Here is a 25,192-nt window from a genome sequence, read left to right as displayed (position 1 = left end):
GTCAGGCCACCTTGTCCCGTTGGGCGCCACCGCGGCCGAGGTTCGCGGCGATGGCGTCGGCGATGAAGCGCGCGGTGATCGGCGTGCCGTCGTAATGCAGGACCGCGACCAGCCGCGCCGGATCGACGCCGAACGCGTCGATCAGCAGCGTGCGCAGCTGGCCGTCGCGGTTCTGCTCGACCACGAACACCGTCTCGTGCGCGGCGATGAAGTCGCGCACGCTGTCGGGGAACGGATACGCACGCACGCGCACGGTGTCGATCGCGATGTCGTCGCGGCGCAAACGGTCGACGGCTTCGGCCATCGCCGGGCTGGTCGAGCCGAAGAACAGCGCGCCGTGCCGCGCGGGGACGTCACCTCGGTCGAACACCGGCTGCGGCACGAGGGTGCGCGCGGTGTCGAACTTCAGCAGCAGCCGCTGCATGTTGTAGACGTAGTCCGGTCCGCGTTCGGAATACTGCGCCTGCGGGTTGCGCGAGGTTCCGCGGGTGAAGTACGCGCCCTTGTCCGGATGCGTGCCGGGATAGGTGCGGTACGGGATGCCGTCGCCGTCGATGTCCTTGTAGCGCGCGAATTCCTTGCCCGCTTCGAGGTCCTCCGCGCTCAGCACCTTGCCGCGGTCGTAGACGCGGCGGTCGTCCCACGCGAACGGCGCGCACAGGCGCTGGTTCATGCCGATGTCGAGGTCGGTCATCACGAACACCGGCGTCTGCAGGCGATCGGCGAGATCGAGCGCATCGGCGGCGAAGGTGAAGCACTCGTGCGGATCCTCGGGGAACAGCAGCACGTGCTTGGTGTCGCCGTGCGAGGCGTGCGCCGCGGCGAGGATGTCCGACTGCTGCGTGCGCGTGGGCATGCCGGTGGACGGGCCACCGCGCTGCACGTCGATGATGGTGACCGGGATCTCGGCGAAGTACGCCAGGCCGATGAACTCGTTCATCAGCGACACGCCCGGGCCCGAGGTCGCGGTGAAGGCGCGCGCGCCGTTCCAGCCGGCGCCGACGACCATGCCGATCGACGCGATCTCGTCCTCGGCCTGCAGGATGGCGTACTTCTTCGCGCCGTCCTCGTCGTTGCGGTATTTCTGGCAGTACTTCTGGAACGCCTCGGCCAGCGACGACGACGGCGTGATCGGATACCACGCGCACACCGTGGCGCCGCCGTAGACACAGCCCAGCGCCGCGGCGGCGTTGCCCTCGGCGAAGATGCGGTCGCCCACCTTGTCGGCGCGCTGCACGCGCAGGCCGATCGGGCAGGACAGGTGCTGCAGCGCCCAGTCGCGGCCGAGATGCAGGGCCTCGACGTTCGGTTTCAGCAGCTTTTCCTTGCCTTTGTACTGCTCGCCGATCAGCCGCTCGATCTCGGCCGGGTCGATGTCCAGCAGCGCGCTGAGCGCGCCGACATACATGATGTTCTTGAACAGCTGGCGCTGGCGCGGATCGCTGTAGGTCGCGTTGCAGATCTCGGTCAGCGGGATGCCGATCACCTGCACGTCGTCGCGGAATTTCGAGCGCGGCAGCGGCTTGCTGTTGTCGTAGACGAGATAGCCGCCGGGCTCGATCTCGGCGAGGTCGGCGTCCCAGGTCTGCGGGTTCATCGCCACCATCAGGTCGACGCCGCCGCGCCGGCCCAGCCAGCCGGCTTCGCAGACGCGCACCTCGTACCAGGTCGGCAGGCCCTGGATGTTCGACGGGAAGATGTTGCGCGGGCTCACCGGCACGCCCATGCGCAGGATGGACTTGGCGAACAGCTCGTTGGCGGAAGCCGAACCGGAACCGTTGACGTTGGCGAACTTGACGACGAAATCGTTGATCGACTGCAATGAAGCGTGGCCGGCCGTCATGCCGCCTCCTTCTTGTGGGCGTCGCGGCAGCGCGGGCCGGCGTGGGTTTCCATCAACAGGAACTTCTGCATGTCCCAGGCGCCGGTGGGGCAACGTTCGGCGCACAGGCCGCAGTGCAGGCAGACGTCCTCGTCCTTGACCATCACCCGGTGCGTCTTCAGCGGGCCGGCGACGTACAGCGGCTGTTCGAGGTTGAGCGCCGGGGCGGTCAGGCGACCGCGCAAGTCGGCCTCCTCACCATCCGGCGTGAAGGTGATGCAATCGGTCGGGCAGATGTCGACGCAGGCATCGCATTCGATGCACTTGTCCTTGGTGAAGACGGTCTGCACGTCGCAGTTGAGGCAGCGCTGGGTTTCCTTCAGCGCGGTCGCGACGTCGAAGCCCAGTTCGACCTCGACGCGGATGCTGTCGAGCTTCTTCGCGGCTTCCGACCACGGCACCTTGTAGCGCTCGTCGGCCGACACCGCGTTGTCGTAGCTCCACTCGTGGATGCCCATCTTCTGCGAGATCAGGCTCACGTCGGGCGCGGGCCGCTGCTGCGTGTCTTCGCCGTGCAGCAGGCGATCGATGCTGACCGCTGCGGCGTGGCCGTGCGCGACGGCCCAGATGATGTTCTTCGGCCCGAACGCCGCATCGCCGCCGAACAACACATGCGGCAAAGTCGACTGGTGCGTGACCGTATCGACGACCGGCATGCCCCACTGGTCGAAGTCGATGCCGAGGTCGCGCTCGATCCACGGGAAGGCGTTTTCCTGGCCCACCGCGATCAGCACTTCGTCGCAGGCGTGGAACTCCTCCGGCTCGCCGGTGGGCACCAGTTTGCGGCGGCCGTTGGCGTCGTATTCGGCGCGGACCTTCTCGAAGGTCATGCCGGTGAGCCGGCCGCTGGCATGCACGAAGCTCTTCGGCACCCGGCAGTCGAGGATCGGGATGCCTTCGTGCATCGCGTCCTCCTTCTCCCACGGGCTGGCCTTCATCTCGTCGAAGCCGGAGCGGACGATGACCTTCACCTCTTCGCCGCCGAGCCGGCGCGCCGAGCGGCAGCAGTCCATCGCGGTGTTGCCGCCGCCGAGCACGATCACGCGCTTGCCGACTTTCGTGACGTGGCCGAAATAGACGTTCGCCAGCCAGTCGAGGCCGATGTGGATCTGCGCCGCGGCCTCCTGCCGGCCGGGCAGGTCGAGGTCGCGCCCGCGCGGCGCGCCGCTGCCGACGAACACCGCGTCATAGCCCTGCGCCAGCAGGTCGCGCATCGATTCGATGCGATGGTTGCCGATGAACTCGACGCCGAGGTCGAGCACGTAGCCGGTTTCCTCGTCGATGACCTCCTCGGGCAGGCGGAAGCGCGGCACCTGGGTGCGCATGAAGCCGCCGGCCTTGGGATCGGCCTCGAACACGGTGACGTGGTAGCCCAGCGGCGCGAGGTCGCGGGCCACGGTCAGCGAGGACGGCCCGGCGCCGACGCAGGCGATGCGCCTGCCGTTGAGGCGCTCCGCCGGCTTCGGCATCCGCGCGGAGACGTCGCCCTTGAGATCGGCGGCGACGCGCTTGAGCCGGCAGATCGCGACCGGTTCCGGATGCTCGCCGTTGTTCTCCTCGACCCGCCCGCGCCGGCAGGCCGGCTCGCAGGGCCGGTCGCAGGTGCGACCGAGGATCCCGGGGAAGACGTTGCTGCGCCAGTTCACCATGTAGGCGTCGGCCGGGCGGCCGGCGGCGATCAGGCGGATGTACTCGGGGACCGGCGTGTGTGCGGGACACGCCCATTGGCAATCGACGACCCGATGGAACGTGTTCGGGTCCTGTAGATCGGTCGGCTTCACTGCGACCTCATGCTGGCTTCCAACCGAGAGCGTCGGTCAACGCACTGCAGCGCGAGTCTAGCCCCCGTCTCGGGCAGCCGTCACGTGGGTCGATGCAGCCCGTCGGCCATTCCGTTTCGCGCAACGTCCGGATTGCATACGGTTTCACCGGCCCGTCGCCGACGTCCCGCGACCCCGCATTCGACCATCGTCGAGTGCGCCGCGGAAACCGCTAGCGTGTTGATTCGCATGGGAATGCATCCCGCTCCGGTGGCGACCCCGGCGCATATGCCGATTCCTCACGAGGCAGGGGGTTGACATTCCGCGAAGGGGCATGCTTCTCTGCGGACATGACGCAGCGCAACATCCACCGCCCGCCACGCCCCATCGCCATCGCGGCGATGCGCGACCACGCAGAAGCGGTACGCGCCAGGTTCTTCCTCGCAGGGGCCGCGCTCGTCCTCCTCGTTCTTGTCGTCGTTCTTATTACCACGCCACCAGGTGCGGGATAGGGTTGCGCGACACACAACCCCGGTTTCAGACGAAACCCCCGCTCCTGAAAAGGCGCGGGGGTTTCGCTTTATCGGGCCCGGCATTTTCCGAATCGTTCCGAAGGATCCAGAGTCAGATGCACAGCGACGCGATCAAATCCGGCCCCGCCCGCGCCCCCGCCCGCGCCATGCTGCGCGCGACCGGGCTGGACGATGCCGCCATCGCCAAACCCTTCGTCGGCGTGATCCACACCTGGTCCGACGTGTCCCCGTGCAACCTGACGCTGCGCGACCTGGCGCAGGACGTGCGCCGCGGCGTGCAAGCGGCAGGCGGCACGCCGATCGAGTTCAACACGATCGCGGTCACCGACGGCATCGCCATGGGCAGCGACGGCATGCGCGCCTCGCTGGCGTCGCGCGAGACCATCGCCGATTCGATCGAACTCGCGGTGTCCGGCCACTGCCTGGACGCGATGGTGCTGCTGGTGGGCTGCGACAAGACCATCCCCGCGGCGGCGATGGCGGCGGCGCGGCTGGACGTGCCGACGGTGATCCTCTACGGCGGCACGATCCTGCCGGGCAAGTGCAAGTCGAAGCACGCCGACGGCAGCGAAGGCGAGCGCGCGCTGACCGTGCAGGACGTGTTCGAGGCGGTGGGCGCGCATTCGGCCGGCCGCATCGACGATGCCGAACTGGGTGAGATCGAGCGTCGCGCCTGCCCCGGTGCCGGCGCCTGCGGCGGCCAGTTCACCGCGAACACGATGGCGATGGTGCTGACCTTCCTCGGCCTGTCGCCGCTGGGCGACAACGACATCCCCGCCGTGCATGCCGACAAGCCGAAAGCCGCCGAGCGCTGCGGCGAGCGCGTGATGCAGCTGCTGCGCGACGGCGGCCCGACGCCGCGCCAGCTGCTGACGCCGACCGCGCTGCGCAATGCCGCACGCGCGGTGTCGGCGACGGCGGGCTCGACCAACGCCGCGCTGCACCTGCTGGCGATCGCGCACGAGGCCGGCGTGACGTTCGACCTGGAGGAATTCGAGGCCGCCAGCGCGAACACGCCGGTGATCGCCGACCTGAAACCGGGCGGCCGCTACACGGCGGCGGAGATGTTCCAACAAGGCGGCACCGCACTGGTGGCGCAGGCGCTGATCGCGGCCGGCTTGATCGAGGACATTCCCACGGTCGCCGGCCGCAGCTTTTTTGCGGACGCGAACGCCGCGACGACCTCCCCCACGCAGGATGTCGTGCGTCCCGTGTCCGATCCCATCAAGCCGCGCGGCGGCTATTCGATCCTCTACGGCGACCTCGCCCCGGAAGGCTGCATCGTGAAGCTCGCCGGCCACGGCCGCGAGAAGCACACCGGCCCGGCGCGCGTGTTCGACAGCGAGGACGCCGCGTTCGCCGCGGTGCAGGCGCGGCAGATCCAGGCCGGCGACGTGGTGGTGATCCGCTTCGAAGGCCCCGCCGGCGGCCCCGGCATGCGCGAGATGCTGGCGGTGACCGCGGCGCTGGTCGGCCAGGGCCTGGGCAACGACGTGGCGCTGATCACCGACGGCCGCTTCAGCGGCGCGACCCACGGCTTCATGGTCGGCCACATCTCGCCCGAAGCCGCGCACGGCGGCCCGATCGCGCGGCTGCGCGACGGCGACATCGTGACGATCGATGTCGTCGCGCGCCGCCTCGACGTGGCCGCCGACCTCGCCGCGCGCGCACCGGCGCGCATCGCCCCGCGCGTGCGCCACGGCGTGCTGGCGAAGTACGCGCGCGACGTGCGCTCGGCCTCGCGCGGCGCGGTGACCTCGCCCGGCCTGCTCGACGCCGCGGCCGCCGACACGAAGCGCATCGACGCCGCACTCGTCGCCTCCGAACCCGCCTGATTTCGCTTTCCCTCTCCCTCCCCGCTTCTCCCTCCCCCTCCCTTTTTCCTTCAAATCGAGACCTCGCCATGAATGCTTCCGCCAAGCCCCAGATCGCTGTCATCGGTTACGGCAGCCAGGGCCGTGCCCACGCCCTCAACCTCCGCGATTCCGGCTTCGACGTCGTCGTCGGCCTGCGTCCGGGCGGCCCCACCGAGGTCAAGGCGCTCGCCGACGGCTTCACCGTGAAGTCGCCGGCCGAAGCCGCGGCGCAGGCCGACCTCGTCGCCGTGCTCACGCCCGACATGGTGCAGAAGAAGCTCTACCACGACGTGCTGGCGCCGAACATGAAGCAGGGCGCCTGCCTGCTGTTCGCGCACGGCCTGAACGTGCACTTCGGCATGATCTCGCCGCGCGCCGACCTCGACGTGGTGCTGGTCGCGCCCAAGGGCCCGGGCGCGCTGGTGCGCCGCGAGTACGAGATCGGCCGCGGCGTGCCCTGCATCTACGCCGTGCACCAGGATCGCAGCGGCCGCGCCGAGGAACTGGCGAAGACCTATGCCGGCGGTCTGGGCGGCGCGCGCGCCAACCTGATCAAGACCACGTTCAAGGAAGAGACCGAGACCGATCTGTTCGGCGAACAGGCCGTGCTCTGCGGCGGTGCCAGCGCGCTGGTGCAGGCCGGCTTCGAGACGCTGGTCGAGGCCGGCTACCAGCCGGAGATCGCGTACTACGAAGTCCTGCACGAGCTGAAGCTGATCGTCGACCTGTTCTACGAAGGCGGCATCACCCGCATGCTCGAGTTCATCTCCGAGACCGCGCAGTACGGCGATTTCGTCAGCGGTCCGCGCGTGATCAACGCCGAGACCAAGGCGCGCATGAAGGACATCCTGAGCGAGATCCAGGACGGCACCTTCGTGCAGAAGTGGGTGGCCGAATACGACGCCGGCCTGCCGAACTACAAGCGCTACCAGCAGGCCGACAAGGACCATCCGATCGAGAAGGTCGGCAAGGAACTGCGCGCGAAGATGCAGTGGCTGCAGCAGGGCCAGGCCGCGCCGCAGCCCGCCGCGACCGCGTCGGCCGCCGCGCCGGCCGTGCAACCCAATCCCATTGCCGAGACTGCGTGATGAACGGTGCCCGCTGGCTGGTGCAGGCGTTGCTGGCGGAGGGCGTGGACACGCTGTTCGGGTATCCCGGCGGCACGATCATGCCCTTCTACGACGCCCTGCATGGATCGCCCCTCAAACACGTGCTGGTGCGCCACGAGCAGGGCGCCGCGTTCGCCGCGAACGGCTGGGCGCGGGCCAGCGGGCGGGTCGGCGTCTGCGTCGCGACCTCCGGTCCGGGCGCGTCCAACCTGGTGACCGGCATCGCCGACGCGATGCTGGACTCGGTGCCGATGGTCTGCATCACCGGCCAGGTCGCCACCCACCTGATGGGCACCGACGCGTTCCAGGAACTCGACGTCTTCGGCATGACCCTGCCGATCGTCAAGCACAACTTCCTGGTGCGCAGCATCAACGAACTGCCGACCGTGCTGCGCGAGGCCTTCCGGCTGGCGCGTGAAGGCCGCCCCGGCCCGGTGCTGATCGACCTGCCGAAGGACGTGCAGGTGTCCGATGCCTCGCACCTGCCCGCGCACACGCCGGCGCCGGTCGACGCCGTGTCCGGTGCCAGCGATGCCTCGCTGCACGCGGCACTGGCGCAGTTGGCGCTGGCGAAGAAGCCGCTGATCTACGCCGGCGGCGGCATCGCGCTGGGCAATGCGGTGGACGCGTTCCGCGAATTCGTCGAGGCGTCGCAGATCCCGACCGTGCTGACGCTGAAGGGCCTGGGCGCGCTGCCGGATGCGCATCCGCTCAACCTGGGCATGCTCGGCATGCACGGCAGTCGCGCCGCGAACCTCGCGGTGCAGGCCTGCGACCTGCTGTTCGCCGTGGGCGCACGCTTCGACGACCGCGCCACCGGCAAGCTGGCCGAGTTCGCGCCCAACGCCCGCGTGGTGCACCTGGACGTGGATGCCTGCGAGTTGGGCAAGCTGCGCTTCGCCGATGCGCCGGTGCGTGGCGACGTCGCGATCAGCATGCGCCGCATGCAGGCCGCGGCCGCCGCCCATCTGCACGCGCGCCACGGCGCCACCCGTCTGGCGTGGCGCGACGCCTGCGCGGCGGTAAAGACCAAGACCGCGCCGCGCTACGACGCACCCGGCGACGGCGTGTACGCGCCGTCGTTGCTGAAGCGGCTGTCGGCGCGTGCGCCCGATGCGATCGTCGCCTGCGACGTGGGCCAGCACCAGATGTGGGTGGCGCAGCACTGGGCGTTCGACCATCCGCGCAAGCACCTCACCAGCGGCGCGCTGGGCGCGATGGGCTTCGGCCTGCCCGCCGCGATCGGCGCGCAGATGCAGGACCCGTCGGCGCAGGTGATCTGCGTCAGCGGCGACGGCTCGTTCCTGATGAACGTGCAGGAGTTGGCGACCGTCGCCCGCTACCGCCTGCCGATCAAGATCGTGCTGATCGACAACCAGGCGCTGGGCATGGTGCGGCAGTGGCAGGAGCTGTTCTTCGAGCGCCGCTACTCCGAGATCGACCTGTCCGACAACCCGGATTTCCTCGCGCTGGCGCAGGCGTTCGGCCTGCAGGCGATGCACGTCGACCGCGCCGCGGACGTCGACGCCGCGCTGGACGCGCTGCTGGCCGCACCCGGCCCGACGCTGCTGCACGTGGCGATCGACCAGAACGCCAACGTGTGGCCGCTGGTGCCGCCGAACCACAACAACGCGCAGATGCTGGACGCCAACGACGATGCCGACGCCGTGCAGGCGCTGGTCGACGCCGACGATCCGGACATCGCCGCATTGCAGGCCGCGAGCACGCCGGTCGCGCGCGTCCCCGCGAGCGCGCCTGCGCCGCAGGCCGCCGCGACGCCGACCGTCGCGCCGGACGCCGGCGCGCAGCCCGCGCCCGCCACCGACACCATCCCGAATTCCACCCCCACTGCTCCCTGAGGAGTCACGCCTCCATGCGCTACCGACTCGATCTCACCCTGCGCCAGTCCGAAGGCGCCCTCACGCGCGTGCTCGGCACCGCCGAACGCCGCGGCTTCCGCCCGCTGGCCGTCGAAGGCGAGGCCCGCCCCGACGGCGATCGCTGGCACCTGCAGATGACCGTCGAGGGTGAACGCCCGGCGGAAGGCCTGCACCAGCAACTCGCGAAACTGTACGACTGCCTCGACGTGCAGGTGCAACCATGCAGCTGAGCGCCGTCGCCTCGCGTCCCGCCGCGCAGCCGCAGGCCGTCCCCGCGACGCCGAAGCTGTGGTTCGACGGCGAACTGATCGACACCGGTCGCCCGCAGGCGACCGTGCACACGCATGCGCTGCATTACGGCAGCGGCGTGTTCGAGGGCATCCGCGCCTATGCCACGAAGCGCGGTGCCGCGGTGTTCCGCCTGCCCGAGCACCTGGAGCGCATGCGCAAGGGCGCCGAGTTGCTGGGCATGACGTTCGATCCGGCCGTCGCCACCGAAGCGGTGCTGGCGACGCTGCGCGCGAACCGCCAGAGCGACGCCTACATCCGTCCGCTGGCGTGGTACGGCGACGGCAGCTTCGGCCTGGACGTGGCCGGCCATCCGCAGCACCTGATGGTCGCCACCTCGTCCACCAACGTGCACCTCAACGGCAACCGCACGCGCGTGTCGGCGTCGTCGTGGCGGCGCAATCCGGCGTCGTCGCTGCCGCCGCTGAAGCTGTGCGGCGCCTACGTCAATTCGATCCTCGCCAAGCGCGAAGTGAAGGCGCGCGGCTTCGACGAAGCGATGTTCATCGACGACGCCGGCTTCGTGGTCGAGTGCACCGGCGCCAACCTGTTCCTGGTCCGCGACGGCCGCGTCACCGCGGTCGAACATCGCGACGCGCTGCCGGGCATCACCCGCGACACGCTGCTGGCGCTGACCGGCGCCGAATCGCGCCCGGTGACCGTGGCCGAACTGCTGGACGCCGACGAAGTGTTCGCCTGCGGCACCGCCGCGGAAGTGTCGCCGATCGCCGAGATCGACGGCCGCCGCTACGCCGACGGCAGCCCGGTCTCGCGCGACATCGCCGCCGCCTACGCGCGTGCGGTCCGCGGCGAGGACAGCCACGCCGCGGCGTGGTTGACCGAGGTCTGAGCATGGACAGCGACGTCGGCCCGGTTTCCACCCCGCCCAGCGTGCAGGCCGGCGACATCCTCGCCGCGCAGGCGCGGCTGCGGCGGTACCTGCCGCCGACGCCGCTGCACCATGCTGAACGCTTCGGCTGCTGGCTGAAGCTCGAGAACCTGCAGCGCACCGGTTCGTACAAGGTGCGCGGCGCGTTGAATGCACTGCTGGCCGCGCGCGAACGCGGCGACGACCGCCCGGTCATCGCCGCCTCCGCCGGCAACCACGCCCAGGGCCTGGCCTGGGCCGCGTACCGGCTGAACGTGCCGGCGATCGCGGTGATGCCGCACGGCGCGCCGGACACCAAGATCGCCGGCGTCGCCCACTGGGGCGCGACCGTGCGCCTGCACGGCGACACCTTCGACGAAGCCCGCCTGTTCGCCATGCAACTGGCCGAGAAGAACGGCTACCGCTTCCTGTCCGCGTTCGACGATCCCGACGTGATCGCCGGCCAGGGCACGGTCGGCATGGAGATCGCGCCGCTGGCGCCCGACGTGGTGCTGGTGCCGATCGGCGGCGGCGGCCTCGCCGCGGGCGTGGCGCTGGCGCTGAAGTCGCAGGGCGTGCGCATCGTCGGCGCGCAGGTCGAACACGTCGATGCGATGCACCGCGCGTTGAAGGGCGATGCGTCGCCGATCATGCCCGCGGCCACGCTCGCCGACGGCGTGCGCGTGAAGGAAGCCGGCGTGCTCACGCGGCAGGTGCTGGCCGGGCTGCTGGACGATCTGGTGATCGTGCGCGAGGCCGAACTGCGCGAGACGCTGGTGCGTCTGGCGCTGGAGGAACATCTCATCGCCGAAGGCGCCGGCGCACTCGCGCTGGCCGCCGGGCGGCGTGTCGCAGGGAAGCGCAAATGCGCCGTCGTCTCCGGCGGCAACATCGACGCGGCCGTGCTCGCGCAGCTCCTCGCGGACGTGCGCCCGCGCGCGCCGCGCAAGCCGCGCCGCCGCGCGCACGACGAGGCCGCCGCCGTCACGGCGAAGGCGAAGCCGGTGCGCGCCCGCAACGTCTCCCCCCTGCCGCTGCCCGCCTCCGCGGCCGCGGCGATCTTCCCTGCTCCCGCCCTGGAGGCCATCGCCTGATGGACACTGACGTTCGACCGTCCGCACCCGCCCGGGTCGCGATCTTCGACACCTCGCTGCGCGACGGCGAGCAATCGCCCGGCTGCAGCATGACCGCCGTGCAGAAGCTGCGCTTCGCGCATGCGCTCGCCGAACTCGGCGTGGACACGATCGAGGCCGGCTTCCCGGCCAGCTCGCAAAGCGACCTCGACGGCTGTGCCGCGATCGCCCGCGAGGTGCGCGGCGCCGGCGTGGCGACGCTCGCCCGCTGCAATCCCGGCGACATCGACGCCTGCGCCCGCGCGCTGGAACACGCCGAACGCCCGCGCATCCACGTGTTCATCAGCACCAGCCCGCTGCATCGCGAACACAAGCTGATGATGAGCCGCGACGAAGTGCTGGCGCGCGCCGTCGCCGGCGTCGAACGCGCGCGCAAGTACGTGGACGACGTGGAATTCTCGGCCGAGGACGCGCTGCGCACCGAGCCCGACTTCCTGGTCGAGATCTGCTCGGCCGCGATCGCCGCCGGCGCGCGCACGCTCAACATCCCCGATACCGTCGGCTACACCACGCCGGCGGAGATCCGCGCGCTGTTCGAACACCTGCGCACGCACGTGCGCGACGCCGACAAGGCGGTGTTCAGCACCCACTGCCACGACGACCTCGGCCTGGCGGTGGCGAACAGCCTCGCCGCGATCGAAGGCGGCGCGCGGCAGGTGGAATGCACCATCAACGGCATCGGCGAGCGCGCCGGCAACTGCGCGCTGGAAGAACTGGTGATGGCGCTGGAAACGCGCGGGGCGTGGTTCAACGCCACCACCGGCGTCGACACCCGCCGGCTGGTGCCGACCTCGCGCCTGCTCAGCCGCATCACCGGCATGCACGTGCAGCGCAACAAGGCGATCGTCGGCGCGAACGCGTTCGCACACGAATCCGGCATCCACCAGCACGGCATGCTCAAGCATCGCGGCACCTACGAGATCCTGCGACCGGAAGCGGTCGGTTGGGCGAAGTCGCAGATGATCATGGGCCGCCACAGCGGCCGCGCCGCGCTGGCCGATCGCCTGAAGGAACTGGGCTTCACGCTCGACGAGGCACAGCTGAACCAGGTGTTCGGCCGTTTCAAGACGCTGACCGAGAAGAAGCGCGAAGTGTTCGACGCCGACCTCGAAGCGCTGGCGCTGGGCATCGACAGCAGCGCCGGCGGCACCGCCACCGTCGGCGGCTGGCGCCTGCACCGCCTGCACGTGAGCACCGGCGTCGGCGACGGCATCCTGCCGACCGCCAGCGTCGAAGTGTGTTCGCCCGACGGCGAGCGCCGCACGGAGGCGGCAACCGGCGACGGCCCGGTGCACGCGATCTTCGCGGCGCTGGCACGCGGCACCGGCCTGCACCTGGACATCGAGAGCTACCAGGTCTCCAGCGTCACCACCGGCGAGGACGCGCAGGGCCAGGCCAGCCTGACCGCGCGCATCGACGGCGAGGAAATCACCGGCTCGGGCACCAGCACAGACATCCTCGAAGCCAGCGCGCTGGCGTGGCTGGACATCGTCAACCGCCTGCATCGCCGCGGCGTCGCCGTGCGCGCGGCCGCCGTGCCGCCGATCGCGGCCACCGCCTGATCGTTCCTTCCCCTCCCCTTCCCCAAGTCCTCCGTCCCCATGCCGCAAGCTCAAACGCCCAAGACGCTGTTCGACAAACTGTGGGAGGCGCACGTCGTCGTCCCCGAGACTGCGGACGCCCCCGCGGTGCTCTACATCGACCTGCACCTCATCCACGAAGTCACCACGCCGCAGGCGTTCGCCGAACTGGAATCGCGCGGCCTGACCGTGCGCCGCCCCGATCGCACCAAGGGCACGCTGGACCACAGCACGCCGACCACGCCGGCGAAGGCCGACGGCAGCCACGACTACTACACGCCCGACGCGCAGAAGCAGGTCGAGACGCTGCGCGCGAACTGCGCGAAGCACGGCGTCGAGCTGTTCGACTTCGGCAGCGACCATCGCGGCATCGTCCACGTGATCGGGCCGGAGCTGGGCCTGACCCAGCCGGGCATGACCATCGTCTGCGGCGACAGCCACACCGCCACGCACGGTGCGTTCGGCGCGCTGGCGTTCGGCATCGGCACCAGCGAGGTCGGCCACGTGCTGGCGACGCAGTGCCTGCTGCAGCGCAAGCCGAAGACGCTGGCGATCGAGGTCGAGGGCACGCTGGCGCCGGACGTCACCGCGAAGGACCTGATCCTGCACGTGATCGGGACGATCGGCGTCGCCGGCGGCACCGGCCACGTCATCGAGTACCGCGGCAGCGCGATCCGCGCGCTGTCGATGGAAGAACGCATGACCGTCTGCAACATGTCGATCGAGGCCGGCGCGCGCGCGGGCCTGATCGCGCCGGACGCGACCACGTTCGAGTGGCTGGCGAAGACCCCGCGCGCGCCGCGCGGCGCCGACTGGAAGGCCGCGGTCGCACGCTGGTCGCAGTTGCGCAGCGACGAGGGCGCGACGTTCGACCGCACCGTGCGCATCGACGCCGCTGACATCGCGCCCACCGTCACCTGGGGCACGCATCCCGGGCAGGTGGTCGCGATCGACGCGGTCGTGCCGGTAGCGAACGACGCCGACGCCCAGCGCGCGCTCGACTACATGAAGTTCACCGGCGGCGCGCCGCTGCTGGAACAGCCGGTCGACGTGGTGTTCGTCGGCAGCTGCACCAACGGTCGCCTCGGCGACATGCGCCAGGTCGCCGAGGTGCTGCGCGGCCGCCGCGTGCATCCGCGAGTGCGGATGCTGGTGGTGCCCGGTTCGGTGCAGGTGCAGCGCGAGGCCGAGGCCGAAGGCATCGACCGCATCGTCCGCGCCGCGGGCGCCGAATGGCGCGAGCCCGGCTGTTCGATGTGCATCGCGATGAACGGCGACCTGGTCGGTCCCGGCCAGCTCGCCGTGTCCACCAGCAACCGCAATTTCGAGGGCCGCCAGGGGCGCGACGCGCGCACCGTGCTGGCCTCGCCGATCACTGCCGCCGCCTGCGCGGTGGCGGGCCATGTCGTCGACCCGCGCCTGCTCGTGCGCGACGCCGCCCGGGAGCATGCCGCATGAGTACAGACGCCCTGGTCCGCCTGCAGTCGCGCACCGTCTGCCTGCCGGAACGCAACATCGACACCGACCGCATCATCCCGGCGCGTTTCCTCACTACGACCACGCGCGCCGGCCTCGGTCGCCACGCCTTCAACGACTGGCGCTGGCGCGAGGACGGCTCGCCCGATCCCGACTTCCCGCTCAACCGCCCCGAGGCGCAGGGTGCCGAAATCCTGGTCGCCGGCCGCAACTTCGGCTGCGGCTCCTCGCGCGAGCACGCGCCGTGGGCGCTGCGCGACGCCGGCCTGCGCGCGGTGATCAGCGCCGAGATCGCCGACATCTTCCGCAGCAACGCGCTGAAGAACGGCCTGCTGCCGATCGTCCTCGACGCCGCGGTCGTCGACGAACTGCTGGCACGGCCCGGCCTCACGCTCGACATCGACGTGGCCGCGGCCACGGTCACGCTGCCCGACGGCCGCGCGTTCGCGTTCCCGATCGACGGCTTCGCGCGCACCTGCCTGCTCGAAGGCGTCGACCAACTCGGCTACCTGCTGAAACAGCTGCCCCACATCCAACGCTTCGAGACCACCCACAGGGAGACCCTTCGCCATGCACGCTGACATCGTCGTCCTGCCCGGCGACGGCATCGGCCCGGAAGTCACCGCCGCCGCGGTCTCCGTGCTGAAGGCCGCCGCCCGCCGCTACGGCCACACGTTCCGCTTCGAGACCCGCCTCATCGGCGGTGCCGCCATCGACGCCGAAGGCACCGCGCTGTCCGACGCCACGCTGGACGCCTGCCGCAAGGCCGACGCCGTGCTGCTGGGCGCGGTCGGCGGCCCGAAATGGGGCACCGGCGCGGTGCGCCCGGAACAGGGCCTGCTGCGCCTGCGCAAGGACCTGGGCCTGTACGCGAACCTGCGCCCGGTGCGCACGCATCCGGTCACGCTCGCGGCCTCGCCGATCAAGTCACACCTGCTCGCGGGCGTCGACATGATCGTGGTGCGCGAACTCACCGGTGGCGTGTACTTCGGCGCGCGCACCCGCACCGACACCGGCGCCAGCGACCTGTGCGAATACTCGGTCGCGGAGATCGAGCGCGTGGTCCGCCGCGCCTGCGCGCTGGCCCGCGGCCGCCGCAAGCACGTGGTCTCGGTCGACAAGGCGAACGTGCTGGAAACCTCGCGGCTGTGGCGCGACGTCGCCACCCGCGTCGCGCGCGACGAATTCCCCGACGTGACGATCGAGCACCAGCTCGTCGACAGCATGGCGATGCACCTGATCTCGCGGCCGCGCGACTACGACGTGATCGTCACCGAGAACATGTTCGGCGACATCCTCACCGACGAGGCGTCGATGCTCGCCGGGTCGATGGGCCTGCTGCCGTCGGCGTCGCTGGGCGAAGGCAAGCTCGGTGTGTACGAACCGATCCACGGCTCCGCGCCGGACATCGCCGGCCGCGGCATCGCCAATCCCTGCGGCGCGATCCTCAGCGCGGCGATGCTGCTGCGGCATTCGCTGGGACTGGAGGCCGAGGCCCAGTGCATCGAGAAGGCGGTGGCCGCGGCCATCGACCACGGCGCGCTGACCTCGGACCTGGCCCCGGCCGGCACCGCGATCAACACCGAATCGATGACGGCCGCCATCGTGGCGCAGCTTGAAATCGACTGCACCGCGGTGGTGCTGCGCGACTGATCCGGCCCGGGCGAATCCCCTGCCGACGGGGGCTTCGCCCTTCGTCCAAAGATTGGTTGACGCCCCGCCGCCCGATCGTTTAAACCTGAACCATGTCCGTCGTCGCCGCCTTCGCCGTCGCTGCCTCCCGCGCTCCCCGCGGGATCGCCGTCGCGTCGGCGGCCACCGCCACGATCGCCACCATCACGATGGCCACCACCACGACCCGCACGACCGGTACCACCACCGGTGGTGCGGGCTGCGGCGGCGAGACGGACTGATCCCCTTCGACCCCGCGCCCCGCACCCTCCCAGGGGTGCGGGGCACGTCGCCGCGCACTCCGGGCCGCGGGGTTCCCCACAAGGAGCCTTTCTCATGGATTCGTACGCCCCAATGGACGCCCCGCAAGCTTCTCCCGCCGCCAGCCCCGGGCTGTCGCGCCCGCTCGCCCACAAGTTCGGCGGCAGCAGCGTCGCCGACGCCGAACGCTACCGCCACGTCGCCGCGCTGCTGCGCGATGCGCCCGCGCCGCGCGCCGTCGTGGTCTCCGCGATGCAGGGCGTCACCGACGCCCTGACCGCGCTGGCCGCCGATGCCGCCGCCGGCCGCGACTGGCTCGACGGCTGGTCGCGGTTGCGCGACCGCCATTTCGCCGAAGCGCGCAAGCTCGATCCGCAGGACACGCACGCGCTCATCGCCTGGCTCGACGCCGAATTTTCCGCGCTGTCGGCGGTATTGGGCCGGCTCGCCGACGAGCGCGCCGGCAGCGCCCTGCCCGCCCACGACCTCGCCGCGGTGCAGGGCCTGGGCGAGGTCTGGTCGTCGCGACTGTTGCAGGCCACGCTCGGCGGCGAGGCCGCCGGCTGGGGCCGGCTCGACGCCCGCGACGTGCTGGTCGTGCATCCGGGCGAACTCGGCGTCGCGGTCGACTGGCCGCGCACCCGCGAACGCTTCGCCGCCTGGCGCGAACGCCATCCGGAAGCCGACGTCGTCGTCACCGGTTTCGTCGCCCGCGACGATGCCGGCCGCCCGGCCACGCTGGGCCGCAACGGCAGCGACTACTCCGGCGCGATCTTCGCGGTGCTGTTCGATGCCGGCGAACTGATCATCTGGACCGACGTCGACGGCGTGCTCAGCGCCGACCCGCGCTTGGTGCCCGACGCGGTCTGCCTGCCGTCGATGTCGTATGCCGAAGCCTGCGAGCTGGCGTACTTCGGCGCGAAGGTGCTGCATCCGCAGACGATGGCGCCGGCGATGCAGGCCGGGCTGCCGATCGTGATCCGCAATTCGCGCAATCCGGCCGCGCCGGGCACGCGCATCGCCGCCGACGCCAGCGTCGACCAGGACGCGCCGGTGAAGGGCCTGAGCGTGGTCCGCGACATGGCCGTGCTGGAACTCACCGGCGCCGGCCTGATCGGCGTGCCCGGCACCGCCGAGCGCATGTTCGCCGCGCTGCGCGACGCCGGCGTCTCCGTCACCATGATCTCGCAGGGTTCCAGCGAACATTCGATCTGCTGCATCGTGCCGGCGGCGCACGCCGAGCGCGGCCACGACGCGGTCGGCGCGGCGTTCGCCGACGCGATCACCGACGGCCAGGTCGAAGGCGTGGGCGTCACCCCCGGCATCGCGGTGCTGGCCGCGGTCGGCGACGGCATGGTCGGCCAGCCCGGCGTGTCGGCGCGGCTGTTCGCCGGCCTCGCCCGCGCGCGCGTGAATATCCGCGCGATCGCGCAGGGCGCGAGCGAACGCAACATCTCCGTCGCCGTCGCCGACGCCGATGCCGTGCGCGGCCTGCGCGCGGCGCACAGCGCCTTCTGGCTGTCGCCGGCGACGCTGTCGGTGGGCGTGATCGGCCCGGGCAACGTCGGCCGCGCGCTGCTGGCGCAGCTCGCCGAAGCGATGCCCCGCTTCGCCAGCGAACCGCGCGTCGACCATCGCCTCGACCTGCGCCTGCGCGCGGTGGCGTCGAGCAAGCGCATGGTGCTCGCCGACCGGCTCGACCCGGCGCAGGCGGTGGCCGGGCTGGACGCCGGCGAGGCGCTGGATCTCGACCGTTTCGTCGCGCACGTGCGCGCCGAGCACCTGCCGCACGCGCTGATCGTCGACTGCAGCGGCAGCGACGCGGTGGCCGCGCGCTATCCGGAATGGCTGGCCGCGGGCATCCACGTGGTGACGCCGAGCAAGCATGCCGGCAGCGGCGACTGGGCGCGTTACCGCGCGATCCGCGACGCCGTGCAGCACGGCGCGCTGTTCCGCTACGAGGCCACGGTCGGCGCCGGCCTGCCGGTGATCCAGACCCTGCGCTCGCTGCTCGACACCGGCGACGCGCTGACCGGCATCGAGGGCGTGCTCTCGGGCACGCTGGCGTGGCTGTTCAACCGCTACGACGGCAGCGTGCCATTCTCCGAACTGGTCGCCGAGGCGAAGGCGCTGGGCTACACCGAACCCGATCCGCGCGACGACCTCAGCGGCACCGACGTCGCGCGCAAGCTGGTGATCCTGGCGCGCGAAGCCGGCGGCACGCTGTCGCTCAGCGACGTCGAGATCGAAAGCCTCGTGCCGGAAGCGCTGCGCGAGGTGTCGCGCGACGAATTCCTCGCGCGGCTGTCCGAACTCGACGCGCCGATGGAGGCGCGGCTGGACGCGGCGCGTGCGGAAGGCCGCGGCCTGCGCTACCTCGCGCGCCTCGGCGCCGACGGCCGCGCGCGCGTCGGCCTGGCCTCGCCCGAACCCGGCCACGCCAGCCTCCACAGCCGGCTCACCGACAACCTGATCCAGTTCCGCACCCGCCGCTACGCCAACAACCCGCTGGTCGTGCAGGGCCCGGGCGCCGGCGCCGACGTCACCGCCGCGGGCGTGTTCGGCGACATCCTCGCGATCGCCGCCACCCTCGGCGCGCGTCCGTCGGGAGTCGCGGCATGACGGCACGGCAACAAGGCGTGGCGCGCGCGTTCGCGCCGGCCAGCGTCGGCAACATCGGTGTCGGCTTCGACCTGCTGGGCCACGCGATCGCCGGTCCGCGCGACATCGCGACGGTGCGCCGCATCGACGCGCCGGAAGTCCGCATCGCCGCGATCCGCGGCGACGTGCCCGGCGTCGACCAACTCCCGCTGGCCGCAGAGGCCAACACCGCCGGCCGCGCGCTGATCGCGCTGCGCGAGGCGCTGGCGCTGCCGCATGGCTTCGAGGTCGAACTGGAAAAAGGCATTCCGCTGGGCTCCGGCCTCGGCGGCTCCGCGGCGTCGTGCGTGGCCGCGCTGGTCGCGGCGAACGCGCTGCTCGACGCACCGCTGTCGCGCGAGGCGCTGTATCCGTTCTCGCTGCAGGGCGAAGCGGTCGCCAGCGGCAGCGCGCACGGCGACAACGTCGCACCGATGCTGCTCGGCGGCGTGGTGCTGGCGACGCTCGATCGCATGATCCCGCTCGCCGTGCCCGACGCGCTGCACTGCGTGGTCGTGCATCCCGACCAGGTGCTGGAGACGCGCCGCGCTCGCGCCGCGTTGGCCGAGCCCTACCCGCTGTCGCAGTTCGTCGAGCAGAGCACGCATCTCGCGCTGTTCCTCACCGGCCTGCAGCGCGGCGATCTCGCGCTGATCCGCGAAGGCCTGCACGACGTGCTGGTGGAACCGCGGCGCGCGGCGCTGATCCCGGGCTTCGACGCGGTGAAGGCCGCCGCACTGGCGCACGACGCGCTGGGCGCGAGCATTTCCGGCGCAGGACCCAGCGTGTTCGCGTGGTTCGCGTCGAAGGCGCAGGCGGAAGCCGCCGCGCCGGCGATGCGCGCCGCGTTCGCCGACGCCGGCTACGGTTCGCGCGCGCATGTGTCGCCTGTCGCCGGCCCGCGCGCCGACGTGCTGGCGGAGGACGCCGCATGAAGTTCGTCAGCACCCGCGGCGGCATCGCACCCACCGGCATCGACGCCGCGCTGATCGCCGGGCTCGCACCCGACGGCGGTCTGTACGTGCCCGAGTCCATCCCGGCGTTCGACGCGTCCGCCGCGCACGCGGCGTCGCCGTCGCTCACTGCCACCGCGGCGGAGGCGCTGGCGCCGTACTTCGCGGACTCGTCGCTGCGCGATGCGCTGCCGGCGCTGTGTGCGCGTGCGTATTCGTTCGATGCCCCGCTGCGCACGCTGCACGGGCACGGCGACCATCTGCTGGAGCTGTTCCACGGCCCCACCGCCGCGTTCAAGGACTACGCCGCGCGCTTCCTCGCCGAATGCCTGTCGGCGCTGCGCGCGCCGGACGCGCCGGAGACGACCATCCTGGTCGCAACCTCCGGCGACACCGGCGCCGCGGTCGCCGGCGCGTTCCATCGCCGGCCCGGTTTCGCGGTGGTGATCCTGTATCCCGACGGCCGCGTCTCGCCGCGCCAGGCGCATGGTCTGGAATGCTGGGGCGACAACGTGCGCACGTTCCGCGTCGCCGGCACGTTCGACGACTGTCAGCGCATGGCGAAGACGGCGCTGTCCGATCGCGACCTGCGCGAACGCATGGCGCTGACTTCGGCCAACAGCATCAGCCTCGGCCGCCTGTTGCCGCAGCTGGCGTACTACGCGCACACCGCGCGCAATTTCTTCGCCGCGCACGGCGCGCCGCTCAATCTCGTCGTGCCCACCGGCAACCTCGGCAACGCCGCCGCGGCGCTGGTGGCGAAGCGGATGGGCTTCCCGATCGGCGAGCTCGTGCTGGCGACCAACGCCAACGACGTGCTGCCGCGCTTCTTCGCCGGCGGCGACTACGCGCCCGAGGCGACGAAGGCCACGCTCGCCAACGCGATGGACGTGGGCGCGCCGAGCAACTTCGAGCGCCTGCGCCACTGGTTCGCCGACGACGCCGCGCTGCGCGCCGCGCTGCGCGCGCAGACGGTCGACGACGCCACGATCCGCGACACGATCGCCGCCGCACCTGAACGCCACGGCGTGGTCGCCTGCCCGCACACCGCCTGCGGCCTGCACGTGCTGGAAGGCATTCGCGACACCGGCGACATGCGCCCGTGGGCGGTGGTCGCGACCGCGCATCCGGCGAAGTTCGACAGCATCGTCGAACCGCTGGTCGGCCATGCCGTCGACGTGCCGCCGGCGCTGGCCGAATGCCTCGCGCAACCGGCGCACGGCGAAGCCCTCGCGGCCGACGACGCAGCGCTGCGCGCGCGATTGCTGTCGAGCTGACCCGCAACACACGCGGTGCAGCGCCCGTGCGCTGCGCCGTGGCCGACCCGGTATGCTGCGGAGGCACGCGAACCGAACGGATCGGTGATCCATGGCACGGACGCTCATCGCCAAGCTGACCCCACCGCGGGTCGACCAGGCATCGCCGCGGGCGCGCGTGACCGACGCGCTGGCGGAGGCGCTCCGCCATGGGCTGTGCTGGGTCGCCGCGCCGGCCGGCTACGGCAAGACGACCGCGATCGCGCAGTTCCTCCAGGACGCGTCCCTGCCGTTCGCGTGGTATCGCGTGGACGAAGGCGACAGCGACATCGCCGGTTTCTTCCACTATCTCGCCGCATCGGTGCCGGGCGTCGCGTCGCCCGCCCTGCCGGCGTTCGGGCCGGAATACGCCGATCGCCCACATGCCTTCGCCCGGCGCTTCTTCCGCGCGTATTTCGCGCTGTGGCCGAGCAACGGCCTGCTGGTGCTGGACGATCTGCACAACGCCGACCAGCCGGGGTTCAACGCGACGCTCGAGGCGATGCGCGCGGAATTGCCGGAGACGATGCACTGCATCTGCATGTCGAGGCACCTCCCGCCCGAGTCGCTCGCAGGCCTGGCACTGCGCGGGCGCCTGGGCATCGTCGACGAGGAAACGCTCCGGTTCACCGACGACGAAGCCGCCGCCCTCATCGCGCGGCGCGGCGATGGCGCGATCGTCGCGGAGGCCGCGGACCTCGCCGCGGCGCGCGGCTGGGCGGTCGGCCTGATGCTGCTGGCGCACCGCAGCGGACGCCAAGGCGTCGCGCGCGCAGCGCCGGATGCGCACGCCCTTCCGCGCATCGCGGCGACCTCGCGCCCGGACGTCGCCGCGGTGCACGACCTGCTGGGGCGCGAATGGTTCGACACGCTGCCGGCGGACGATGCCGAAGCGCTGCTGCGGCTGGGGTTGCTGCCGAAGATCGCGCCGGACATTGCCCGCGCGCTGGTGGGCGAGGACGCGCCGGCCCTGCTGCAGCGCCTGCAGGCACGGCAGATGCTCGTGACGCGGGGCACGGGCGACGATGGCGCCTTCCACCTGCACGACCTCCTCCGCGATTTCCTGCGGGAACGGCTCGAACGCACGCTGCCCGCGCCCGAACGCACGGCGTTGCGGCGCCGGGCGGCCGAATTGTCGTGGGCGGCGGACCGGCACGAGGACGCGATCGAACTCGCGCTGCAGGCGCCGGATCCCGCGCTCGCGACGCGGATGATCGTCGAACGCGCGCCGGCGCTGCTGGAACAGGGCCGGCGGCAGACGCTGATCGACTGGTGCGCGCGGCTGCCCGGGGACGCGCACACGCCGTGGCTGTGCTACTGGCTGGGCGTGGCGCACATGGCCGACGACGCGGATGCCGAACGCTGGCTGGAACAGGCCTGGCAGGGGTTCTCGCGCACCGAGGACGCGCGCGGCCAATGCCTGGCCGCCGCACGCGCCGTGCTGTCGAAGACGGACAGCTGGCGCACGCACGCCGGCCTGCCGGCGTGGACCCAGCGCGCGATCGCACTCGCGGCCCGCCCACTGCCGCCGCTGGCGGACGACGAGGCGCTGCTGGTGCTCGCCGGTGTCGTGCGCGCTTTCGATTACGCGGAACACTATCGCAGCGCGGGCGACGACCTGCAGCGCATCACCATGCGACTGCTCGATCGCCTGGCCCGGCCCGGCGAGCACGTACCGCCGGCCCTGCGGCTGATCGCCAGCGCGGTGCTGATCGATCGCACCGGCTCCACCGGCGATGCGGCAACGTTCGAATGCGCAGTCGACAGCGTGGCGGACATCGTGGGCCACCCCGGCATGCCCGCATGGCCGCTGGGCATGTGGCTGGTGGCCTTCGGCGCCGTCAGCGGGCGCTACTTCCACTATGCGAAGCGCGGTCTCGCCCATGCGGATGCCGAAAGCGCACTGCGCGAGGCGATCGCGATCGGCGTGCGCGAGGAACTGCGCGGGGTCGAATTCGGCGCGCTGTACCACCTGCAGCTGATGATGAAGCGCTGCAACGCCTTCGCCGAATGGCCGGCGCTGGTGGAACGGCTGTCGGCCATCGCCGACAGCCGCCACACGACCCAGGTCGCGGTGGTCGCCGATTGTCGCGCCGCGCTGCATGCGCGCCGCGGCGACCTCGCCGAGGCGCGGCGCGAATGCGCGCGCTTCAACCATGCGATCGAGGCGGCGAACGAACCGCCGATCGAACGCTGGCCGCACTACCTCACCGAGTTCCAGGTGCTCCTCGCCGCGGGTGCGCCCGGCGAGGCCGCGGCTTTCCTCGACGCGCTCGTCGATCTGTTCGACGGCAGCGTCCGCGACCGGACCGAGGTCTGCATCGCGCTGGCGCGGACGCTGCAGGCGCGCGACGCCGGTGACGAGGCCGCGGGCATCGCATGCCTGCGGGACGCGTTCGCACGCATGCGCGATGCGGACTGGCACGACGCCCTGATCAACCTGCCGGAAATGCTCGCGGTGCTTTGCGCCGACGCGCTCGCCGCCGGGATCGAGCCCGGATTCTGCCGCGACCTGATCCGGCGACGCCGGCTGGCGCCGCCGTCCTCGCGTCCGCCGCACTGGCCGTGGCCGCTGACGATCCGGGTGCTCGGAGGATTCGGCCTGGCACTCGACGGCGCGCCGCTGGTGCTCGGCGCCAAGGCGCCCGCGCGCTCGCTGGACCTGCTGCGCGCGCTGGCGATCGAGCCCGCGCACGCCTGCGCGCCGGAGCTGCTGCACGACCGCTTCTGGCCGGATGCCGACGGCGATCGCGCCAAGGCGGCGTGCGAGCAGGCATTGCACCGGTTGCGCAAGCTGCTCGGTGCCGGGGACTGCGTACTCCTGCGCGAAGGCCGCCTGCGGCTGGCGATGGACCGGGTCTGGGTCGATCTCGACCACTGGGAAGTCCGGCTGGGCCAGGCACTGGCCGCGTGCAGGCCGGGCGGCGACCCCGACGCGGAGGTCGAGCGCACGCTGTTCGAGTTCCCGGGTCCCCTGCTGGCGAGCGAACCCGAGGCCGCGTGGTGGCGACCCGCCGCTGAGCGCATGCGCAGCAAGGTCATCGATCTCGCCCTGCGGCTCGGGGCGCACCACGAAAGCCGGGGCCGGCAGGCCGCCGCGCAATCCGTCTACCTGCGCGGACTCGACCACCATCCCGACGCACTGCGGCTGTACGAGGCCCTGATCCGGGTGCGGCTGGCGTCGGGCGATCGCACCGGCGCACTCGACGCGCTGGCGCGCTTCGAACGGATCGCGGGCCCGGCCGGACGCGGCGAAGCGGCGGGCCTCCTGCGCCGGCTGGTCGGTCCCGGCTGAGGCGGGGCCTCGACGCGTCCGCATGCGCGTCGCCCTGCGCACCGGCATGGCCCTGCCGGTGCTCGCGCACGCGTCCGCGATCAGGAAGCGACCGGAGGCGGTTGACGTAAGCCATTCGTAGGTGGCGGCGGCGGAAGCTGCCGGCACGCGAAGCCCGTGCGCTCCGCGCCGGGCGGCCACGCGCCGCCCGCCCCTCCGACCAACTCGCCAAGGACAGCCCCATGCCCACTGCCACCGTCACCCTGATCTACTGCGTCCGCCAGGCCACCGGCACCGATGCCAGCGTGAACGCCGCCATCGCCCAGTTGCCCGACATGCTGCTGCCGGAGCAGTTGGAAGGCGTGTCCGTCACCGCTGCGATCCGCGCCCTGCCCGGCGTGATCAACACGATCGACGCCGCCCGCTCCGATCCGGACGACCTCTACCTCACCGTCGACACCACCGGCGACCGCGACCTGGCGATCTGGCCGGCCGCGGGGGAAAACATCGAAATCCAGGCGGGGCAGTCGATCGCACCGGACCTGTCGATCGAATTCGAGCATTCGCAGAACCTGTCGCTGTGGGACTACGACTCCAGCTCCGACGACGACCTGCTGGGATCGGTCACGATGTTCGCCAACGAGGCGGGAGCCGGCGAGATCGTGAAACTCGCGAAGTCCGACATCGAGAACGCCTACTACTACGTCGCCTACCAGGTCGACTGAACCCGCGC

General features: G+C 71.6%; 17 protein-coding genes and 1 pseudogene. 16 read left to right on the top strand and 2 right to left on the bottom strand.

Translation table 11 applies throughout. The features are described from left to right. Position 1 precedes the first annotated feature (1 nt). Positions 2–1,843: a 2-oxoacid:acceptor oxidoreductase subunit alpha gene (locus tag ACT53Q_RS08090; protein ID WP_476186145.1), complete on the bottom strand. Its 1,842-nt coding sequence runs from the start codon at positions 1,841–1,843 to the stop codon at positions 2–4. Then, a complete protein-coding gene (locus ACT53Q_RS08085) occupies positions 1,840–3,663 on the bottom strand; it encodes an FAD-dependent oxidoreductase (RefSeq protein ID WP_476186144.1) in 1,824 nt (607 codons plus the stop codon). Before ACT53Q_RS08085 ends, ACT53Q_RS08090 begins: the two co-directional genes overlap by 4 nt. Before the next feature lie 607 nt (positions 3,664–4,270). Here ACT53Q_RS08085 and ilvD point away from each other — a divergent pair. The 16 genes and pseudogenes from ilvD to ACT53Q_RS08005 all read left to right on the top strand — a co-directional run bounded on the left by ilvD (position 4,271) and on the right by ACT53Q_RS08005 (position 25,184). Beyond that, a complete protein-coding gene (ilvD, locus tag ACT53Q_RS08080; protein WP_476186143.1) occupies positions 4,271–6,010 on the top strand; it encodes a dihydroxy-acid dehydratase in 1,740 nt (579 codons plus the stop codon). Then, complete coding sequence (gene ilvC / locus ACT53Q_RS08075) at positions 6,007–7,119, top strand: ketol-acid reductoisomerase (protein ID WP_476186347.1); 1,113 nt, start codon at positions 6,007–6,009, stop codon at positions 7,117–7,119. The genes ilvD and ilvC overlap by 4 nt, the downstream gene beginning before the upstream one ends. Beyond that, positions 7,119–8,792: pseudogene (gene ilvG, locus ACT53Q_RS08070) on the top strand (acetolactate synthase 2 catalytic subunit); the annotation flags it as partial. The gene ilvC and the pseudogene ilvG, both read left to right, overlap by 1 nt. A 221-nt stretch (positions 8,793–9,013) precedes the next feature. Then, on the top strand, positions 9,014–9,250 hold the full coding sequence (locus tag ACT53Q_RS08065; protein WP_476186142.1) for an ACT domain-containing protein: 237 nt from the start codon (positions 9,014–9,016) through the stop codon (positions 9,248–9,250). Further along, the gene (locus tag ACT53Q_RS08060) at positions 9,241–10,158 is read left to right on the top strand and encodes an aminotransferase class IV (RefSeq protein WP_476186141.1); all 918 of its coding nucleotides are present in this window, start codon (positions 9,241–9,243) and stop codon (positions 10,156–10,158) included. Before ACT53Q_RS08065 ends, ACT53Q_RS08060 begins: the two co-directional genes overlap by 10 nt. Positions 10,159–10,160: 2 nt before the next feature. Continuing rightward, complete coding sequence (locus tag ACT53Q_RS08055; protein ID WP_476186140.1) at positions 10,161–11,270, top strand: threonine dehydratase; 1,110 nt, start codon at positions 10,161–10,163, stop codon at positions 11,268–11,270. Beyond that, positions 11,270–12,871: a 2-isopropylmalate synthase gene (locus ACT53Q_RS08050; RefSeq protein ID WP_476186139.1), complete on the top strand. Its 1,602-nt coding sequence runs from the start codon at positions 11,270–11,272 to the stop codon at positions 12,869–12,871. Before ACT53Q_RS08055 ends, ACT53Q_RS08050 begins: the two co-directional genes overlap by 1 nt. A 39-nt stretch (positions 12,872–12,910) precedes the next feature. Then, positions 12,911–14,347: a 3-isopropylmalate dehydratase large subunit gene (leuC, locus tag ACT53Q_RS08045; protein WP_476186138.1), complete on the top strand. Its 1,437-nt coding sequence runs from the start codon at positions 12,911–12,913 to the stop codon at positions 14,345–14,347. Further along, positions 14,344–14,946: a 3-isopropylmalate dehydratase small subunit gene (gene leuD, locus ACT53Q_RS08040; RefSeq protein ID WP_476186137.1), complete on the top strand. Its 603-nt coding sequence runs from the start codon at positions 14,344–14,346 to the stop codon at positions 14,944–14,946. The genes leuC and leuD overlap by 4 nt, the downstream gene beginning before the upstream one ends. Beyond that, on the top strand, positions 14,936–16,018 hold the full coding sequence (gene leuB, locus ACT53Q_RS08035) for a 3-isopropylmalate dehydrogenase (protein ID WP_476186136.1): 1,083 nt from the start codon (positions 14,936–14,938) through the stop codon (positions 16,016–16,018). Before leuD ends, leuB begins: the two co-directional genes overlap by 11 nt. 92 nt (positions 16,019–16,110) lie before the next feature. Further along, positions 16,111–16,278, top strand: a complete 168-nt coding sequence (locus ACT53Q_RS08030; RefSeq protein WP_476186135.1) for a hypothetical protein — start codon at positions 16,111–16,113, stop codon at positions 16,276–16,278. 94 nt (positions 16,279–16,372) lie between these two features. Continuing rightward, positions 16,373–18,919, top strand: coding sequence for a bifunctional aspartate kinase/homoserine dehydrogenase I (thrA, locus tag ACT53Q_RS08025; protein ID WP_476186134.1), 2,547 nt, complete (start codon positions 16,373–16,375; stop codon positions 18,917–18,919). Further along, a complete protein-coding gene (locus ACT53Q_RS08020; RefSeq protein ID WP_476186133.1) occupies positions 18,916–19,872 on the top strand; it encodes a homoserine kinase in 957 nt (318 codons plus the stop codon). The genes thrA and ACT53Q_RS08020 overlap by 4 nt, the downstream gene beginning before the upstream one ends. Next, positions 19,869–21,167 carry a threonine synthase gene (thrC, locus tag ACT53Q_RS08015; RefSeq protein WP_476186132.1) on the top strand — a complete coding sequence of 433 codons (1,299 nt, stop codon included), beginning with the start codon at positions 19,869–19,871 and terminating at the stop codon, positions 21,165–21,167. The genes ACT53Q_RS08020 and thrC overlap by 4 nt, the downstream gene beginning before the upstream one ends. Before the next feature lie 91 nt (positions 21,168–21,258). Further along, complete coding sequence (locus ACT53Q_RS08010) at positions 21,259–24,480, top strand: winged helix-turn-helix domain-containing protein (RefSeq protein ID WP_476186131.1); 3,222 nt, start codon at positions 21,259–21,261, stop codon at positions 24,478–24,480. Between the two features lie 221 nt (positions 24,481–24,701). After that, positions 24,702–25,184 carry a hypothetical protein gene (locus tag ACT53Q_RS08005; RefSeq protein ID WP_476186130.1) on the top strand — a complete coding sequence of 161 codons (483 nt, stop codon included), beginning with the start codon at positions 24,702–24,704 and terminating at the stop codon, positions 25,182–25,184. The last annotated feature ends 8 nt before the right edge of the window (positions 25,185–25,192 follow it).

The sequence above is a fragment of the Lysobacter sp. DMC97 genome (assembly GCF_056313745.1).
Note: the sequence above shows the minus strand (reverse complement) of the source record. Positions and strands in the feature narration are given on the sequence as shown.

Excerpts from the sequence above, each read along its gene's own strand:
- ACT53Q_RS08090 (WP_476186145.1), bottom strand. The coding sequence starts at position 1,843 with ATGACGGCCGGCCACGCTTCATTGCAGTCGATCAACGATTTCGTCGTC.
- ACT53Q_RS08050 (WP_476186139.1), top strand. The coding sequence starts at position 11,270 with ATGGACACTGACGTTCGACCGTCCGCACCCGCCCGGGTCGCGATCTTC.
- ACT53Q_RS08020 (WP_476186133.1), top strand. The coding sequence starts at position 18,916 with ATGACGGCACGGCAACAAGGCGTGGCGCGCGCGTTCGCGCCGGCCAGC.
- leuB (WP_476186136.1), top strand. The coding sequence starts at position 14,936 with ATGCACGCTGACATCGTCGTCCTGCCCGGCGACGGCATCGGCCCGGAA.
- ACT53Q_RS08005 (WP_476186130.1), top strand. The coding sequence starts at position 24,702 with ATGCCCACTGCCACCGTCACCCTGATCTACTGCGTCCGCCAGGCCACC.
- ACT53Q_RS08060 (WP_476186141.1), top strand. The coding sequence starts at position 9,241 with ATGCAGCTGAGCGCCGTCGCCTCGCGTCCCGCCGCGCAGCCGCAGGCC.
- ilvD (WP_476186143.1), top strand. The coding sequence starts at position 4,271 with ATGCACAGCGACGCGATCAAATCCGGCCCCGCCCGCGCCCCCGCCCGC.
- ACT53Q_RS08065 (WP_476186142.1), top strand. The coding sequence starts at position 9,014 with ATGCGCTACCGACTCGATCTCACCCTGCGCCAGTCCGAAGGCGCCCTC.
- leuC (WP_476186138.1), top strand. The coding sequence starts at position 12,911 with ATGCCGCAAGCTCAAACGCCCAAGACGCTGTTCGACAAACTGTGGGAG.
- thrA (WP_476186134.1), top strand. The coding sequence starts at position 16,373 with ATGGATTCGTACGCCCCAATGGACGCCCCGCAAGCTTCTCCCGCCGCC.
- ACT53Q_RS08055 (WP_476186140.1), top strand. The coding sequence starts at position 10,161 with ATGGACAGCGACGTCGGCCCGGTTTCCACCCCGCCCAGCGTGCAGGCC.
- thrC (WP_476186132.1), top strand. The coding sequence starts at position 19,869 with ATGAAGTTCGTCAGCACCCGCGGCGGCATCGCACCCACCGGCATCGAC.
- ACT53Q_RS08010 (WP_476186131.1), top strand. The coding sequence starts at position 21,259 with ATGGCACGGACGCTCATCGCCAAGCTGACCCCACCGCGGGTCGACCAG.
- leuD (WP_476186137.1), top strand. The coding sequence starts at position 14,344 with ATGAGTACAGACGCCCTGGTCCGCCTGCAGTCGCGCACCGTCTGCCTG.
- ACT53Q_RS08030 (WP_476186135.1), top strand. The coding sequence starts at position 16,111 with ATGTCCGTCGTCGCCGCCTTCGCCGTCGCTGCCTCCCGCGCTCCCCGC.